The organism is Paenibacillus doosanensis (assembly GCF_025060755.1).
GTDB classification, from domain to species: domain Bacteria; phylum Bacillota; class Bacilli; order Paenibacillales; family NBRC-103111; genus Paenibacillus_S; species Paenibacillus_S doosanensis.
Genome location: NZ_JANYUY010000006.1, coordinates 119,691 through 136,980, shown reverse-complemented (window position 1 = coordinate 136,980; position 17,290 = coordinate 119,691). Strand labels below are relative to the sequence as shown.

Below are 17,290 nucleotides of genomic sequence, written 5' to 3'. Positions count from 1 at the left end.
TTCCCCGGCGTTGCCCCGTGAAACGCAAACTATTATTTATTTGAAATATATGCAAAAAAAATAGATCGCCTCGCGTATAAAACTCGCAGCCGTGGCAACAATGAGTAGCGAGGTGATAAATCTATGAATGATCAAAAGAGAGATTTGCAAAACAATGAAGAAGCTCCTAAAACTAACGAGGGAGCGCAAACAAGTCCATCTTTTTCCTGGAGAAGACTACTGGCGAAAAAGTGGGTATTTCCCGCAACGTACATGGCAGCGGCGGCAATTATCTTAACGTTAATGTGGGTCTACCAGGATGCCGGAAAGTCGTCCACGGGCAATGAGCTCGGGATTGACAGCACCCCGTCTGCAACGGTAACCGACAATGTTATGAAGCCCGATGCCATGGCTGTCAATGGCAGCACCGAAACGATGCAATGGCCGTTTAAAGACCGCAGCGAATTGGAAGTCGTTCTCCCGTTCTTCGACAGCAAAGCTTCTAACGAAGTAAGACAGACGGCAATGGTCGAGTATGGCGACACCTTCACTCCGCATATGGGGATGGATTTCTCCCGGCCTGACAATCAAGCGTTCGACGTTATGGCCGCTATGAGCGGAAAAGTGACGGCTGTCGAGAAAAACCCCGTCGTCGGCAATTTGGTTGAAATTACGCATCCTAACGGATTGGTGACGGTATACCAAAGCTTGACCGACATCAAGGTGGCTAAAGACGCCGAGGTCAAAAAAGGCGATATCATCGCCAAAGCGGGACGCAACGAATTGGAGAAGGAGCAGGGCAACCACCTTCACTTCGAGGTTCGTCAAGGGGAGAACGGGCAAGCCGTCAATCCGGAGCAGTTCTTCACCGCTCAGTAATCGAAAATCGGCATATAGCTTACGGGGGCGCACAGACGCCCCCTTTTTTTGGCGGTTTGCCCGGCCCCAAGCGCTTGTCCTTGAAAATAATTGTGGCTTAATGGGCTTGTCACGCTTGGAAACAAAGAATATAAGTAAACGCCCCTCATATAATGTACCAAACTAACTCGAGTAGGGAGGCGAGGGGAGTGCACGATTACATTAAAGAGCGAACCATCAAAATCGGACGTTGCCTTGTGGAGACGAAGCACACGGTTCGCACGATCGCAAAAGAATTCGGCGTTTCCAAGAGTACGGTGCACAAGGATTTGACCGAGAGACTGCCCGAAATTAACCCGGATCTGGCCAATCAAGTAAAGCACATTCTGGAGTACCACAAGTCGATTCGTCACCTGCGCGGGGGGGAAGCCACGAAGATTAAATATCGGAAGACGCGAAACCCGAAATCGCAGGATAAACTGGTCACCGCGAAGTAAAATGGAATGGAATCCGAAACCGCTCCCTGTAACCGATCCGAACCGACAAATCGAAGCGACTCTTGTCGAAAAAACCGAATAAAAAAGAGGATTTTGAAAATAAATAGCGAATGTATTAAAGTAATGATTATAATAGAGGTGCCGCTTCTTTTTAAGGAATGGACGGTTTTGTTTAGGGAGGAACATTTCAATGTTAAGCAAGGATATTGGCATAGATCTGGGGACAGCGAACGTCCTTATTCATGTGAAGGGGCGCGGCGTTGTGCTGGATGAGCCGTCCGTCGTCGCCATTGAAAGCGATACGAAGCGGGTGCTGGCTGTCGGTGAGGAAGCGTTCCGTATGGTAGGCCGTACTCCCGGCAATATTGTGGCTATCCGCCCGCTTAAAGACGGCGTTATTGCCGACTTTGAAATTACGGAATTGATGCTTAAGCATTTCATCAATAAAGTGGGAGGAAAGCAGTGGTATAGCCATCCGAGAATTCTCATTTGCGCCCCCACCAATATAACGTCCGTGGAGCAAAAAGCCATTCGCGAAGCGGCGGAACGCAGCGGCGCGCGGGAGGTATTTCTGGAAGAGGAGCCTAAAGCTGCAGCGATCGGAGCGGGCATGGACATTTACCAGCCTAGCGGGAATATGGTCGTAGATATCGGCGGAGGGACGACAGATGTCGCTGTATTGTCGATGGGCGACATCGTCACCTCCTCTTCCATTAAAATCGCGGGGGACAAGTTCGATTCGGCCATTATGAAATACATCAAGAGCAAGTACAAGCTGTTGATTGGTGAACGCACTTCGGAAGACATTAAGGTCAAGATCGGCACGGTCTATCCGGACGGACGCAAGGAAACGATGGATATCCGCGGCAGAGATATGGTGAGCGGGCTGCCGCTTACGATTACCATCAACTCGAACGAGATTCAGGAAGCTTTGTGGGACCCGGTATCGTCGATCGTGGCTGCGGCCAAGTCGGTGCTGGAACGCACGCCGCCGGAGCTGTCGGCGGATATTATCGACCGCGGCGTCATCTTGACCGGCGGGGGGGCAATGCTGCACGGGATCGATCAATTGCTGGCGGACGAGCTCAAGGTTCCGGTTCTTATCGCCGAAGATCCGATGCACTGCGTGGTCAAAGGGACCGGTATTATGTTGGACAACCTGGATAAGGTATCGAAGCGCAAGTTTTAGCGGCGGCTGAAAAGGGTGGACGAATCAGCAATCGTTCCAAGTCAGAACATACGTCTGGGAGGTACTTTGTTCCATGCTAAGAGGTCTATATACCGCAGCTTCAGGAATGATCGCACAACAGCGCAGACACGACATCGTGACGAATAATATTGCCAATGTGAATACGCCCGGCTTCAAACAGGGGAATGCCATTAACCGGTCATTCCCCGAAATGCTGATTTCGCGTATCGGCAACGGCAAGGACGAGCCGGCTGCGGTGCCGGTCGGCCGTCTGAATACCGGAGTAATGGCCGAAGAGAACGTTTCCGTACATAAGCAGGGAGATATTCAAGAAACGAAAAATCCGTTTGACTTCGCTTTGGTGTCCGATATTCAGGTGCCGGGCGCGCAGTTCGACGCATCCGGCAAATACGTGGACGAGAACGGGCAGCGGATTGTGCAGCCCCAAGCCTTTTTCACAGTGCAAAATGCGGCGGGCGAGCAGCGTTACACGCTGGACGGCAAGTTCTCCGTCGATGTGAACGGACGTCTTATCTCAACGGATGGGGACTATGTGGTCGGGCGCGACGGGCAGCCGATCGTCCTGGTAGACCCGGTTTTTCAGACGCCGCTGACGGATTTCCGCATTACGGCTTCCGGCCAATTTACGAATGCTAACGGAGAAGAACTGCTGGACGCCAACAACCAGCCGGTAAGCCTTATGATCAGCCGGATCGAAGATCCGAACCAGCTGGTTCGCGAAGGCAACGGGTTGTATCATTTAAATGAAGGAACGGCAGGTCTGGCCCGGGTGATTGATCCGGCCGACCCTAACGATAGAGTGGAAGTGCGTCAAGGCTTCGTAGAACGGTCCAATGTCGATCCGACCCAATCGATGGTCGATATGATGTCGGCTCTGAGAGCCTATGAGGCGAATCAGAAGGTGATTCAGTTTTACGATAAGAGTATGGATAAAGCCGCCAACGAGGTTGGACGAGTCTAGCGCTTACGAAGTCAGTTTTGCTAAAGCAAAACTCTCAGGAGGAACCGCATGAACAATTCGATGATTAACTCATCCGTAACGATGCGCTCTTTGCAGCAAAAGCTGGATATGGTTGCGAACAATCTCGCCAACCTGAATACGGTAGGCTACAAGCGTCAGGACGCCTCGTTTCAGGATGTGCTGACCAGCGTAAAACAGCAGCCCGGCGGGTTTGAAAAGCAGGGACGGTTATCGCCGCTCGGTTACAACCAAGGCTGGGGCGCCAGACTGGTACAAGCCCAGCTGAATATGGCCCAAGGCTCTTTGAAACCTACCGGGGAGAGTCTGGATCTCGCAATCGAAGGAGATGGCCTCTTCGAGATTAATAATGTAGTTCGTGACGCCAATAACAGTCTGACTACTCAAACGGCCTGGACGCGCAACGGTTCCTTTCAGTTGAGCCAATCGACGGACCCTGCCGATCCGGATTTATTCTTGATGACCAAAGACGGTCAATATGTTATGGGAACCGATGACAGCCCGATTCGACTTCCAGCTAATTCCAGTGTGAACATCGAATCCGACGGAACGATTTTTGCCTCCGACGAAGCTGATAAATCCGCGGCTCCCATAGAAGTCGGTCAGATCAAGATGGTTCGTGTGCTGCGGCCTCAGCTGCTTCAGCAGCTAGGAGACAATATGTACAGTGTGCCGGCCAATGCGGCTAACCGTGAAGATATTTTGCAAACCGTAGATACTGGAAATAATGCTGTCGATCCGATCTCTGTTCGCCAAGGTTTTCTGGAGCAGTCGAACGTTACGCTGGCTGATGAAATGACCGATTTGCTGCAGGTACAAAAAGCATTTCAGTTAAATTCACGGGCTGTCTCCTCCTCGGATACGATGATGGGCATTGCGAACAATTTGCGCAACGGCTAAGCATCTTTTGAAGTGAGGTTGGTGAGCATGGCAGAAGCAGAAGGCAAGAAAGAACCGAAGGCAAAAAAGAAGAAGAAGCGTCCGGTCAAGAAATGGAAAAGAGTCGTTTTGTCCTTATGCAAATGGCTGGCTATTCCTGTTTCATGTCTGCTGGCCGTATCCATCGGGATGGTCATCGGATATGTGTATCTCGGCAAGCGTCCTTTGGATGAAGTATACGAAGTGGAAACATGGCGTCATATTTATGATTTGGTATTTTCTCAAACTTAAACGGATTATGCTGACTCCCTTGTACGGGAGTTTTATTTTTGCCTTAACAACGGTATAATGAAGGATGGAACGATGCGTATATTACACGGAGGGAGAGGCTTGTGACTACGTGCTGAATTTACCTAATCTGCTGACCGTATGCCGATTTTTACTAATTCCCGTGTATATAACCGTATTCGAATCCGGATACATGAAGACTTCTTTTTTGGTCTTGCTGGCTGCGGGGCTGACAGATGTGCTCGATGGCTATATTGCGCGCAAGAGAAAGCTTGTTACCCAGCTTGGCAGCATGCTTGACCCGCTCGCGGACAAGTCGATGATGATTACGGTCATTCTCTCTTTGGTATTTTCCGGTATGATTTCGTGGGAAGCGGCGGTGGCGATGTTTTTAAGGGATGCGGGGATGATTGTGGGTTCGGCGATATTCCATTTTCGGGGCAAGCGAACCGTTCCGGCCAACGCAATGGGCAAGCTGACGACCGTGTTGTACTACATAGCGATTTTGCTTATTATATTCCAACTTCCTTATGCGCATGCTTATTTATGGTTTGTGATCATCGTTTCGTTCATTACTTCCTTTATATACATATATCAGTTTAATAGTATAAACCGGGAAAAAAGCAGTCTTCGGACAAAGTCCGACAAAAGTTTTAACAAGGAATTATAACGCTGCGTACAAGAGAACTTGTATGTCTTCTCAAGGCGTGTTATTTTGTAACAAGGCTGTCTATTTTAATGAGAAAAGCGTAAAAAGAGCTTATGTCTAGGCCGGCCATCATCGGCAAATCTATACATAAGCTCCCTTATATCAACCTTCATTACTGCAGCTCATGAAGGGACAACTATAGTGTAAGTTGAATTCACCGTTTTTATACTAAACCGAGAAAGGAGCAACTTGACAGTGCTGGATGCCATGCAAATTCAAGAAATTATTCCGCATCGTTACCCGTTTTTACTTGTAGACCGAATTTTGGAGGTGGAGGCCGGGGTCAGAGCGGTCGGTCTTAAAAATGTGACCATTAACGAACCGTTTTTTGCAGGTCACTTTCCATCCTATCCGGTTATGCCGGGCGTGCTGATTGTGGAAGCTTTGGCTCAAGTGGGTACTGTAGCTATGCTTCAGGTCGAAGCGAACCGCGGCAAGCTGGGCTTCTTCGCCGGCATTGACGAGTTTCGGTTCCGCGGGCAGGTCGTTCCGGGGGATACGCTTACCTTGGAAGTGGAGATCACCCGACTTAAAGGGTCGATCGGCAAAGGACGGGCTACGGCGAAAGTCGGAGACAAAGTGGTAGCGGAAGGCACCTTGATGTTCGCTCTATCCGACCCGGCCAAAGATAAAAATTAAACACCTCCTTGACTGCAAGGATGCCAGTTACGGGCCAGTGTTCATATAAATCGTAAAACGATACATTTACCGAAGGAGATGGATTATGAGTACGCAAAACCGAGTGGAAGAACAATATAAACTGTGGTTGAACGATCCTGCCATCGATGAAAACACGAAAAATGAACTGAAATCCATTGCGGATCAGCCCAAAGAGATCGAAGACCGTTTTTACCGGGATCTTGAGTTTGGCACTGGAGGACTTCGCGGCGTCATCGGCGCCGGCACGAACCGCTTAAATCTATACACGGTAGCGAGGGCTACGCAAGGCTTGGCCCAATTCGTCAATAAATCGGGACATGCGAATCCTTCCGTTGTCATTGCTTACGACTCCCGCAACCAATCTCCCGAGTTTTCGCTGGAAGCAGCCAAAGTGCTGGCCGGCAACGGCATCAAGGCTTATGTATTCGAGTCGCTGCGCCCGACGCCGGAGCTTTCCTTCGCTGTAAGAGAACTTAAAGCTTCCGCGGGCATCGTCGTGACGGCAAGCCATAATCCGCCGGAGTATAACGGGTACAAGGTGTACGGAGCCGACGGCGGACAGCTGGTGCCGGAACAGGCCGAGCAGGTGATCAGCGAGATTCAGCAGGTGCAATCATTCGCCGATGTCAACCGGGCGACTCGCGCTCAAGCCGAAGGAGCGGGCTTGCTGGAGTGGATCGGCAAGGAGATCGACGAGCGTTACATACAGGCGGTAACTTCCGTCAGTTTGAATAAAGACGTCATCAGGGAAATGAGCGATGATTTCCGTATCGTTTACACGCCTCTGCATGGCGCCGGCAACTTGTCGGTGCGAGCCGTGCTGCAGGCAGTCGGCTTCAGCCAAGTGGACGTAGTGGCCGATCAGGAGCTGCCGGACGCCAAGTTCTCGACGGTCAAATCGCCGAATCCGGAGGAGAAGGAAGCCTTCACGCTGGCTATCCGTCAGGCCAAGGCTTCGAACGCCGACATTATTATCGGCACGGACCCGGACTGCGATAGAATGGGAGCGGTAGTGAAGGATGCAAGCGGCGAATATTTCGTGCTGACCGGCAACCAGTCCGGCGCCATTATGGTCGATTATTTGCTCGGCGCTTTGAAAGAGAGGGGACAGCTTCCTCAGAACGGCGTCGTCATCAAGACGATCGTGACGAGCGAGATGGGAGCGGCCATAGCCAAGCATTATGGCGCGGAAACGCTGAATACGCTGACGGGCTTCAAATACATCGGCGAGAAAATGACTCAATTCGAGACATCGAAGGAAGCGACTTTCTTGTTCGGCTATGAGGAAAGCTACGGTTATTTGGCCGGTAATTACGCCAGAGACAAGGACGCGGTCATTGCCGCTATGCTGATCAGCGAAGCAGCCGCTTATTACAAACATCAGGGCAAGACGCTGTACGAAGTATTGCAAGAGCTTTATGAGCGCCACGGTTATTTCTTGGAATCGCTGGAATCGCGGACGATGAAGGGAAAAGACGGCGTGGAACAGATTCAATCGATTATGCGCGACTGGCGCGAGAATCCGCCTGCTGAAGTGAACGGGCAGCAAGTCGTCAAGATAGAGGATTTCTCTCAAGGGCTGTACGGACTGCCCGTTGAAAACGTATTGAAATACACCTTGTCGGATAACTCGTGGTTTTGCCTGCGGCCATCCGGTACGGAGCCGAAGATTAAAGTATATTTTGCTGTCCGCGGTACTTCAGCGCAAGCAGCCTCCGACGCGATTCATGGACTGGTTAATGCCGTCATGAGCCGGGTTGACCAAAAATAGGTAGGAGTGAACGTGTTGACTGGGCGTTACTTGCACTGGAACCAACGTTGCATCAAATGGCTGTGGTGGCTGGTGATCCTCGGATTGCTGGCTTCCCTCCCTATAGCATATGAGAGAAACGAGACGGAACAAAAGACAGCGCGAAAAGTCGAATTTGTGTTCGACTACCGCGATTTGCTGGAGATTTCCGATTTGCAGACCGATCCGCAGCAGTTCGTGGCGACGCAGTTGAAAGAAATGAAGAGAGCGGGCGTCCAATCGATGGCCGTCTACGAAGCGACGCTGAGCGAGCTCAGGCTAAGCCGCCGTATTGAGGTGTTTTCCTCTCACGAGGCCACGGCGCTAACGCAAAGTCCGATCTCGCCGAACGAAAACTTTACGTATATTTTGTTTACGGATAAGGTGGCCCAGGACAAGCTTCAGCCGCTGATTACCCAGACGTTCGCGAGCCTCAATGTAAAGACGAGACCGTGGAGCTTTAAAAATCAAAACGGGATGATCATTGAGATGGGACTGGACGAGGCGAATATGAAGCCTATGGACCCCGATCCGATTACGCTGCAAATGCTCAAGGAACAGGGCTTTCAAATCGTCATGCGGATGTCGAACCGCAGACCGTTTGACGAAGCGCAGATGGACGCGCTGCTTGGACAGCTGCAGCAGCTTGGAGTCAAGCGGTTTATTGTGGACGGAGAGACCGTGCCGGGCTATGTAAGCGAGTCGAAACCGGAAAACCTCGAAGTCATGGCTGAGCTCATGAAGAAGCATCATATGGGGCTGGCCAATATCGAGCTGCAAAAGACGCAGCAAAAAGGCTTCAATCGATTGGCCAAGCTGCTCGATTATAACGTCGTCCGGCTTCACTCCTTTACGGAGAAGGACGGAGAGAAGCTAACCGAGAATTTAACCGATCAAGAGCTGGACGAACGGATTCAAGGTGTAGCCGACCGGTTCGTGCTCGCGGTCAAAGACCGCAATATCCGCATGGTGTTCTTAAATGCCAGAGCCGTCAAAAACTTAGATAAAGGCAAGATTTTAAATCCGCTCGATTCGATTCGCGAGAGCTTGAACGGCCCTGACGGGGCGATTCCGCGAATTAAAAACGCCGGCTATTCGATGGGAATCGCCGAACGGTTCTTCCCGTTCCATTCCGGCTGGCAGAAGGCGGCTAAAGTGGTGCTCTTCGTCGGGGCAGTAGCTTTAATCGCTTTGACGATAGCTTATTTTATCCCGGAGCTCGCCCTGTTCGTGTTTGTCATCGGCCTGATAGGGGCAGCCGGACTATACGTGCTGTCGCCGAACTTGTTCGCACAAGCTTTAGCTCTGGGGGCGGGTACTTGCGCTCCGACTTTGGCTACGATATTCGCTATTCGTACGGCCAGAGACAAGCTTCAATCCCGCACTGGATCGCGGCTCGGCTTTGCCATATGGCTGCTGGTGCGGACGGCGGCGATATCGGTTATCGGCGTATGCTTCATTGTCGGGCTGCTCAATCAGATTATTTATCCGCTGGTGATTGACCAATTCCGGGGAGTCAGCATTTTACATCTGCTTCCTATCGTTCTGGCGGCGCTGTACTGGCTGCTGTTCAACGAGAACTTGTCTCATCGCGATAAAATCGTCAAAGGCAAGAAGCTGCTGTCCTCTTATATTAGCGTTCTATGGGTTATCGGCGCCGCGGTGATCGTTGCTGCGGGCATGTATTACTTGTCGAGAACGGGTAATGAAGGGCAAGCTTCCGCATTCGAACGGCTGTTCCGGTCGTTTTTGGAGAATACGCTCGGCATCCGTCCGAGAACTAAGGAGTTTTTGATAGCCCATCCTTTGTTCCTGCTCGGAGCTTACCTCAGCTTTAAATACCGCAATGCGCTGCTGTTGATTTTGGTTGGCGTAGTCGGGCAGGCGTCGATTGTCGATACATTCGCCCATTTGCATACGCCGCTCATGATCTCGTCGATTCGGATCGTGTACGGCCTGTCGTTCGGGATTGTTATCGGCATCGGATACATTATCGTTTGGGAGATTGTCGTAAGGAGTTGGCGTCGTTGGACACCGTCGTTACTAAAAGAATAGTTTTATCGGGGTACTACGGTTTTGACAACAGCGGCGACGAAGCGGTACTGCAATCCATCCTGCTTGCTCTGGAGGAGCAAGGGCGCGAGAGCGGCATTCGTTTCGTGCCGATAGTGCTTTCGGCGAGCCCGGAGAAAACGAAGGCGACTTACGGAGTCGAAGCGGCGCATCGAATGAGGATCGGCGAAGTCATTCGCACGATCCGCGGCGCTGACGGCCTGATTAGCGGAGGCGGCAGCCTGCTGCAGGATGCGACCAGCGCGAAGACGATTCCTTATTACTTGGCGATACTCAAGATGGCTCAGCTATTCGGTAAACCGACCTTCATTTATTCCCAAGGAATCGGTCCGGTCCACCGGGGGATGTTCTTCGGATGGATTCGTTCGGTATTTAATAAAAGCAAGTACATCTCGGTGCGCGATAAGGAATCGAAAGAACTGCTGCTGAAGATGAAGGTCGCCAGAGAGATTGCCGTAGTGCCGGACCCCGTTATGGGGATGCCGCTGGGTTCTTACGCTTCACAAGGGGCCTCGGAGGCGGATCGCGGCGGATCGGCTTCGGATAAGCCGGTCGTCGGCGTTTCGGTGCGCTACTGGAATCAAGATCGTTCGGAGCTGAAGGGGCTGGCGGAAGCTTTGCGTACCGTTTTGGAGCGAAGCGAGGCCGTCATACGGTTCCTGCCGTTCCATTTGCCGTCTGATGCCGCCGCATCCGCCGAGATAATGGGATGGGTCGGCGGAGGCTTCGATTCAAGGATGACGGTGGCCGATCATATAACCCATCCGCAGCATATGCTCGCCGAAGTCGGCCGCTGCCGGCTGCTTCTCGGCATGCGGCTGCATTCGCTGATCTATGCGGCATCGCAGGAGGTGCCGCTGCTCGGGATATCTTACGATCCGAAAATCGATCAGTTTCTCAACCGGCTGCAAACTTCAGCCATTGCGAGCACGCAAACCGTCGATTCGGCGAAAGTAGCCGAGGAGATGCTGCGGCTGCTTGAGCGGCGCTCCGCATGGCAGGAAGAAAAGCGCGAACTGATTCACCGTTTGAAGGACGAGGCACAGAGACCCGCACATCAAATCGCATCATTTTTCATCAAAGGAAGGGGTTCCAAGTGACTATACCGAAAGTTTCGATATTCGGCGTACCGTTCTCCAAACTAAGTATGAAGGACACGGTAGCCCTGATTACCCGAATGATTGAATCCGGCAAGCCGCATCAGATTATAACGGCTAACCCGATTATGGTAATGTCGGCATTGGAAAACCCGGCTTATTTGAACATGATGAAGAGCGTGGACTTGATTGTGCCTGACGGCGCCGGCATCGTATGGGCGGCCAACTATATCGGGAATCCGGTTACCGAGCGCGTAGCGGGCTTTGATCTGTTACACCAGATGATGAGCCATGGCGAGAGCAAAGGCTGGAAAGTATTTTTATTAGGGGCATCGCCCGAAATTATCGAGGCGGCGGCCCTTCGGTTGAAAGAGCAATATCCTGCGTTGCAGCTCGTCGGTTATCGGGACGGATACTTTAAAACCGATGAAGATATGCAAGTCATCGAGAATATTCGGTCGCATCATCCGGACATCCTATTGGTAGGAAGATCGGCGGATACCCAGGAGCCTTGGATTGCCCAATATAAGGAACAGCTTCAGGTTCCGGTCATTATGGGAGTGGGTGGCAGCTTTGACGTATTGTCAGGCAAGCTGAAGCGGGCGCCGGCGTTGTTCCAGAAGCTTCGCTTGGAGTGGTTTTATCGGTTGCTGCAGGAGCCTTGGCGGTATAAACGAATGCTGGTCCTGCCGAAATTCGCAGCGAAAGTGATCCGCGAAAAAGAAAATGTACAGAAACCTTGAAAATCACTATGAAAACACCCGAAAAACCGCCTATTTTCCGTAAAATTGATGTGGTGCTGGGGTCTCAAACGGAGTATAATCTGTAGTGTTTGGGGTTTTTATAGATAAAAGGGGCTGTGAAGACAAAAATGAATGTTTTATACGGAATTGGTTTTGCTGTCGCATGCGTGATCGCCCTTCTTATGACGCCTTTGGTGAAAAAATTTGCTTTTTGGGTTGGCGCGGTTGACGCTCCTAATCATCGAAAGGTACATAGTCGCATCATGCCGAGGCTGGGCGGTTTGGCCATTTTTGTTGGATTTGTTGGAGCTTATTTCGTTATTTCGCCGGCCATTGACTCGCTTAACGGCGATGTGGCGATTGGATTGCTGGTAGGCGGAGCCATTATCGTGCTCGTCGGCGCGCTGGATGACAGGTTCGATTTGTCTCCGAAGGTCAAATTGCTGGGCCAAATTATTGCGGCTTGCGTGGTTGTGTATTCCGGGGTCGTCATCGACTTGGTGAATGTGCCGTTCGGGGATACGACGGTTTCACTGACTTGGCTAGCCGTTCCGCTTACGATTTTCTGGATTGTCGGCGTGACCAACGCAATTAACCTGATCGACGGACTGGACGGACTATCGGCGGGCGTATCGGGTATTGCAACAACGACCATTCTCGTATTGGCATTGATGATGGGCAATATTACAGTCGTTCTGCTTAGCGTTATTTTGCTTGGAAGCATCGTCGGCTTTCTGTTTTACAATTTTCACCCGGCCAAAATCTTTATGGGCGATTCTGGCGCGTTATTCCTCGGGTTTAGCTTGGCAACCTTGTCTATTTTAGGCTTCAAACAAGCTACGGTATTGTCGCTGTTGGTGCCGATCATGATTTTGGGCGTACCTTTGTCCGATACGTTCTTTGCGATTTTGCGCAGATGGGTGAACAACCTGCCGATTTCGAAGCCGGACAAAAGCCACCTGCATCACTGTTTGCTGCAGTTAGGCTTCAGCCATCGAATCACGGTGCTGATTATATACGGAGTCGCTTCTATTTTCGGAGTCGCCGCGGTGCTCTTATCCTATATGTCGGAGCAAGAAACGATATGGGGAATGGTGCTGCTGATCGTTGTACTGCTTGCCGTTATGGTATTGGGAGCTGAAGCGATAGGCATTATCAGTCAGACCAAGAAGCCTGTGCTGCAATTTTTTCAAAAAGTGAAGATGATGGTTAGCGCCCGTTCGCGCATGACCAAATAACTATAAAGATTACGAAAGTCCCGTTCCTGCTCGCTTAGGTTCGGGATTTTTTGTTGTGTCTATTTTCGGGATAAAACTAAATTTTTGGCGGCTTCAAACCGATAAATAAGAGTACATGACACTTTATATGGCGAAGAAGACAGACTTTTGCAATCCAAGGATGAGGGAGGAGTTTTTGACTATCGGCAGACAAGCGACAGCTTATAACCAATAAAACCAAGCATCATTACATAAGGAGGAACCACCCTTGAAACGACTAACTTACAAGTGGACGAGCTTGTCTATTGTGTTGGCGCTGCTGATCAGCTTGGTGGCACCTATCACGGCGTTTGCCGAGGTGACGCTAAGCATATCGAATTTGCAGTACCGCAATACGCAGGAACCGCCGGGAGCAAATGCAGCGGTAGACCAGTTCACGACTAACCCGATCACTGTCATCGCGGATGTTAACGGCATCTCCGATGAAGAGATGAGCAACATTTATTTTGAAGTCACAAATATGAGTACGGGCAAGTCTTTCGTAGACAAAACCAGCAAGCCTGTAAAATCGGGAAATAATCAGATTACATTTACTAATGTAAACTTGACTGAAGGCTTGAACAAAATTGTGCTGAGGTTCGATGGAACGGTCAATACCGCATCGGCGCCAAGTTGGGCGTACTATATTCCCGTTTCTACTATTAGTAATCTCTACATGAACGGCGATTCCATCGTTGACGGACAAATGTATCCTAAGAAAGCTCCTTATACCGGGGCTACGATTACAGGTGCAGCCGGCAATGCGACAAGCATTGAGGCATACTTGAACGGAGGCGCGACTTCCTACATACCTGCCAATTTTACACGCGGAACTTTTACCTATATTACGAACACCGGCAGGGTCAACGATATTAAGTTTGTTCCCGGAGATAACGATGTTACTTTCGTGTCTAAGAACAGCACGAATACCTATAACTTGGTCAAATCGTTTATTTACGATGACGGCAAGGCATTCGCCTATAATTCTTATATCGATTCAAAAAGCACGCCGTCGGCCGCACCGACGAAAAAACTCAGCGCGAGCCAGCATCCGACGCTTGAAAAAAGCTCGACAGTCGGCAATAACGTAACTTTCTCCACCTCACTGAAAACAACCAGAACCAGCGGAGTATCCGATTACGTATATGCCGACATTGAAATGGTGGGCACAGGCGGTGTGTACAAGCTTCGTTACAATTTTAACGATAAAAAGATGGCTTTCGTCGACCCGTCCAATCCCGGCGTTCTTAATGAAAACGAAACTCCGACCTTTGTGCCTGCATTGAATACGGTTAATGCAAATGTTACGGTCGATTCGTCGGGCGCATATGAAGTTCACAACATTCAGCTTGATTTGCCGATTAATAAAAGCCGCAGGTTTCAGCAAATCGATGTCACTTTCGTTCATAAAAATTTAATCGATACGACGAAGTCCAGCTTTACGTTTAACTTTGTCGATCAAGATGCTGCTTACGTGGACAAGGTGGAGCGCATTATCCCTAATGTAACGCCAAGCCCAGTATTAAACGAAACGGGCAATACCCAAATCACCGAATTCCCGGCAACGCTGCGAGTTACTGCGGTGAATGCATCGCAAGTGCTTGTGAAGCTAAATGGAAATGCCTATGACGACGGGAGTCACAGCGGGGGCATCTATCCTCTTACGGCAGGAACAACCGGGACGGCGGACATTATTTTGCAAGGAATACGCGACGGGGCTTCGACGCTTGAAGTGATTCCTTACGATGCCGCCTACGAATCAGTGCCTGCGGGAGCCAAGTCTTATGATCTTATCATCTCAGCAGCGCCTTATATTATTGTCGATAACATATTTGATGGTATGGTTGTGAAGAGTGCAACCGAAATTACATGTGCAGATCAAGGCGGGCCTTGTATTTCGGGTAGAGTAGTTAATTTGGGCTCCGGGGAAATGACCGTATCCATTAATAACAAAGTAGTTACCAATTCTGCTACCGCTTCCCCGATCACACTCGATCCGGCGACGGGGCGGTTCACCGTAAAAGTCGATGCCGCTGCTTACTTCGGCACGGACGACGGGCGCAAGCCGGTTCACTTTGAAATCTTTATCAACAACCAGAAAGTGACGGAAGCCAACTACGATATTTTTGTATTCAGCAATTTTTTACCGACTATTGTAAGCTTTGCCCCGGATTATGATCCGAAGGATGTTCGATTTAGCAAAGATACGCGGCCGGATACGTATTATACGACAGCCAATCAAATGAAAATCAGTGGTTCTGCGGCAAATGCCAGCTTATCTGTAACATATTTGAAACCGGGCAGCACATCGCCGGCTACAGTCAACATTTCCCCTGTAGCGGCTGGCGCGACGACAACGGTATTTCGTTCGGTAGACTCAATTTCGCTGAATGATTTCGGAACGTATACGTTCACCGTTACAGGTACGAACTCCAGCGGAGCTACGGTAAGCAAGTCGTTCTCCATAACTAGGGAACCTACGCCTTATCAAATCTTGGTTCCTACCTTGATTAAAAATGAAGACGGCAAAGATCAAGCCAACATTAATAAGAACTTCCAGAAGATCACGATTCTTGCTGAAAATGCGGACAGCGTATTGTTTGGCAAAGAGGAAGCTGTAAAAGAAACGGACCCTAATCAGCCGGGGATATATTATTATGAAGCAACGGGTTTAAAGCCGGGCAAAAATGAAATTAAGTTCACCGTCAACCGGTCTTCCGGTAAATTAAGCGGAAGCTTTATCCTTTATAATGTAGATACGCCCATTGAAGGCAACCAATACAAGGCGAAGTTGGCAAGCTCGTTCAAAGTGTTTAATGGCGATTTAGTGTTAACGTTCCCTAAGGACACGAAGCTCATGCGCAATGACAGAACGGCGGAAAAGCAGTATATATCGGCTGACCGAAAAATCCTGTTCGGCATTGCAAGCAATGACGACGGCCGTGTCGATAAGGAACTTGAGGATCGCAGCGGTAAGAACTTCTTGGTGGAAACGACGGGACGGTTCAAGCCTGCCAGTAAACGATTCTGGATCGACGGCGGTACGATTGAGGAAATATCGGCTCCAAATGAAGATTTGAAGCTGAAGGATGCTTTGGAAGGCAGCGGACGTTTGCCTAATGAGGCGTCGCAGTATAGTTCGTCGAACGACACTTTCTACAATCGTTACATTAAAGATATGGTTGTGCCTACCAAGCGGGGCAGCTTGACGTTGAAATACGATCCTAACATTAGAGACGACGCTTGGAAATACATTACCGTATTCCAATTCAATACGTTTGCCGATAATAACGGTGATCCTAACGTGGCCCGTCCGGAATGGAGAAATATCGGCGGAGTGATTGACCTGAAAAGTAACTCGATTACCGTACCTTTCGACTCTTTCGGGTATTATCAAGTTATGTATATGGATGACAGCTTCGACGACGTGACGAACCATTCATGGGCTCGCGATTTCCTGGATACTTTGTATTCCAAAGGAATTATGACGAATAAGGAAACGAGTCCGACCAAATTTTTGCCGGATGAGTCGATTACGCGCGGCGAATTCGTAACCATGCTCGTTAAAATCTTCAATATTCCTTTAGAAAACGAAGATACGAATATTATCGATAGCACCGATCCGAAATATGACGGAACCTTTAAAGACGTTCAAAGAGGCAATTATTTGACCGACTCTGCCGGCTTGTACGACTTCAAGCATATTGAAGCTGCGGCAAGAGCGGGAATCGTTCGGGGCAACAGCGACGGTTATTTCGGTCATCACGATGCCATCACAAGGCAGGACGCTGCGGTGATGATAGCTCGCGCGGCTGACTTGAAGATGAACAGCAATGATACTGCTGTGCTGGCTTCTTTGCAGAAATCATTTACCGATGCGGCCAGCATCGATTATTATGCGCGTTCTGCGGTTGAAGCGGCAACCAAGCAAGGCTTTATCGAAGGGATGCCGAATGTGCTTCTTGAAGGGCAAAAGAAACAAACGCTGCGCTTTGCTCCAAAAGATTATTTCTCCAGAGCGGAAGCTGCGGCAGTGGCGATTCGCGTATTGAAACAGCAAAAGAAAATACCGAAATAATAGCTTAAACCCCGCCGTGCGGCGGGGTTTTCTTCGTATCGCGACATTGGAAAATAATTCGTGATGACGTAGGTGATAGATCGTTGTATACTAAGTTTCGTAAGCGAGCGAGTATACGAAAGTGATGTACAAGATGATATACAAGCTCGAATCTTAGCATGGATACAGGCGTTGATAAATTTAAAAAAGTTTTTC

At 49.9% G+C, this 17,290-nt stretch carries 14 protein-coding genes; all 14 read left to right on the top strand.

What is annotated here, in order from left to right:
• Window positions 1-123: 123 nt before the first annotated feature.
• On the top strand, window positions 124-858 hold the full coding sequence (locus tag N0M98_RS07455) for a M23 family metallopeptidase (protein ID WP_249860188.1): 735 nt from the start codon (window positions 124-126) through the stop codon (window positions 856-858).
• Window positions 859-1,046: 188 nt separating this feature from the next.
• The gene (gene spoIIID, locus N0M98_RS07450) at window positions 1,047-1,334 is read left to right on the top strand and encodes a sporulation transcriptional regulator SpoIIID (protein WP_249860187.1); all 288 of its coding nucleotides are present in this window, start codon (window positions 1,047-1,049) and stop codon (window positions 1,332-1,334) included.
• 190 nt (window positions 1,335-1,524) lie between these two features.
• Window positions 1,525-2,523, top strand: coding sequence for a rod shape-determining protein (locus N0M98_RS07445; protein WP_259617439.1), 999 nt, complete (start codon window positions 1,525-1,527; stop codon window positions 2,521-2,523).
• Between the two features lie 73 nt (window positions 2,524-2,596).
• Window positions 2,597-3,505, top strand: coding sequence for a flagellar hook-basal body protein (locus N0M98_RS07440; RefSeq protein WP_249860186.1), 909 nt, complete (start codon window positions 2,597-2,599; stop codon window positions 3,503-3,505).
• 48 nt (window positions 3,506-3,553) lie between these two features.
• Window positions 3,554-4,423: a flagellar hook-basal body protein gene (locus N0M98_RS07435; RefSeq protein ID WP_259617438.1), complete on the top strand. Its 870-nt coding sequence runs from the start codon at window positions 3,554-3,556 to the stop codon at window positions 4,421-4,423.
• 27 nt (window positions 4,424-4,450) lie between these two features.
• Window positions 4,451-4,693 carry a DNA-directed RNA polymerase subunit beta gene (locus tag N0M98_RS07430; protein WP_249860184.1) on the top strand — a complete coding sequence of 81 codons (243 nt, stop codon included), beginning with the start codon at window positions 4,451-4,453 and terminating at the stop codon, window positions 4,691-4,693.
• 109 nt (window positions 4,694-4,802) lie between these two features.
• Window positions 4,803-5,360, top strand: coding sequence for a CDP-alcohol phosphatidyltransferase family protein (locus N0M98_RS07425; protein ID WP_375295455.1), 558 nt, complete (start codon window positions 4,803-4,805; stop codon window positions 5,358-5,360).
• Between the two features lie 234 nt (window positions 5,361-5,594).
• Entirely contained in the window at window positions 5,595-6,038 is a 444-nt protein-coding gene (gene fabZ / locus N0M98_RS07420) for a 3-hydroxyacyl-ACP dehydratase FabZ (protein ID WP_249860183.1), read from the top strand.
• A gap of 85 nt (window positions 6,039-6,123) precedes the next feature.
• Window positions 6,124-7,830, top strand: a complete 1,707-nt coding sequence (locus tag N0M98_RS07415; RefSeq protein WP_259617437.1) for a phospho-sugar mutase — start codon at window positions 6,124-6,126, stop codon at window positions 7,828-7,830.
• 15 nt (window positions 7,831-7,845) lie between these two features.
• Window positions 7,846-9,903 (top strand): DUF5693 family protein, encoded by a 2,058-nt coding sequence (locus tag N0M98_RS07410; protein ID WP_249860181.1) that lies wholly within the window; start codon window positions 7,846-7,848, stop codon window positions 9,901-9,903.
• On the top strand, window positions 9,876-11,021 hold the full coding sequence (csaB, locus tag N0M98_RS07405; protein ID WP_259617436.1) for a polysaccharide pyruvyl transferase CsaB: 1,146 nt from the start codon (window positions 9,876-9,878) through the stop codon (window positions 11,019-11,021). The genes N0M98_RS07410 and csaB overlap by 28 nt, the downstream gene beginning before the upstream one ends.
• Window positions 11,018-11,761: a WecB/TagA/CpsF family glycosyltransferase gene (locus N0M98_RS07400; RefSeq protein ID WP_510823136.1), complete on the top strand. Its 744-nt coding sequence runs from the start codon at window positions 11,018-11,020 to the stop codon at window positions 11,759-11,761. Before csaB ends, N0M98_RS07400 begins: the two co-directional genes overlap by 4 nt.
• Before the next feature lie 128 nt (window positions 11,762-11,889).
• Window positions 11,890-12,999: an MraY family glycosyltransferase gene (locus N0M98_RS07395; RefSeq protein ID WP_249860179.1), complete on the top strand. Its 1,110-nt coding sequence runs from the start codon at window positions 11,890-11,892 to the stop codon at window positions 12,997-12,999.
• Between the two features lie 247 nt (window positions 13,000-13,246).
• The gene (locus N0M98_RS07390) at window positions 13,247-17,095 is read left to right on the top strand and encodes an S-layer homology domain-containing protein (protein WP_259617435.1); all 3,849 of its coding nucleotides are present in this window, start codon (window positions 13,247-13,249) and stop codon (window positions 17,093-17,095) included.
• Window positions 17,096-17,290 lie beyond the last annotated feature (195 nt).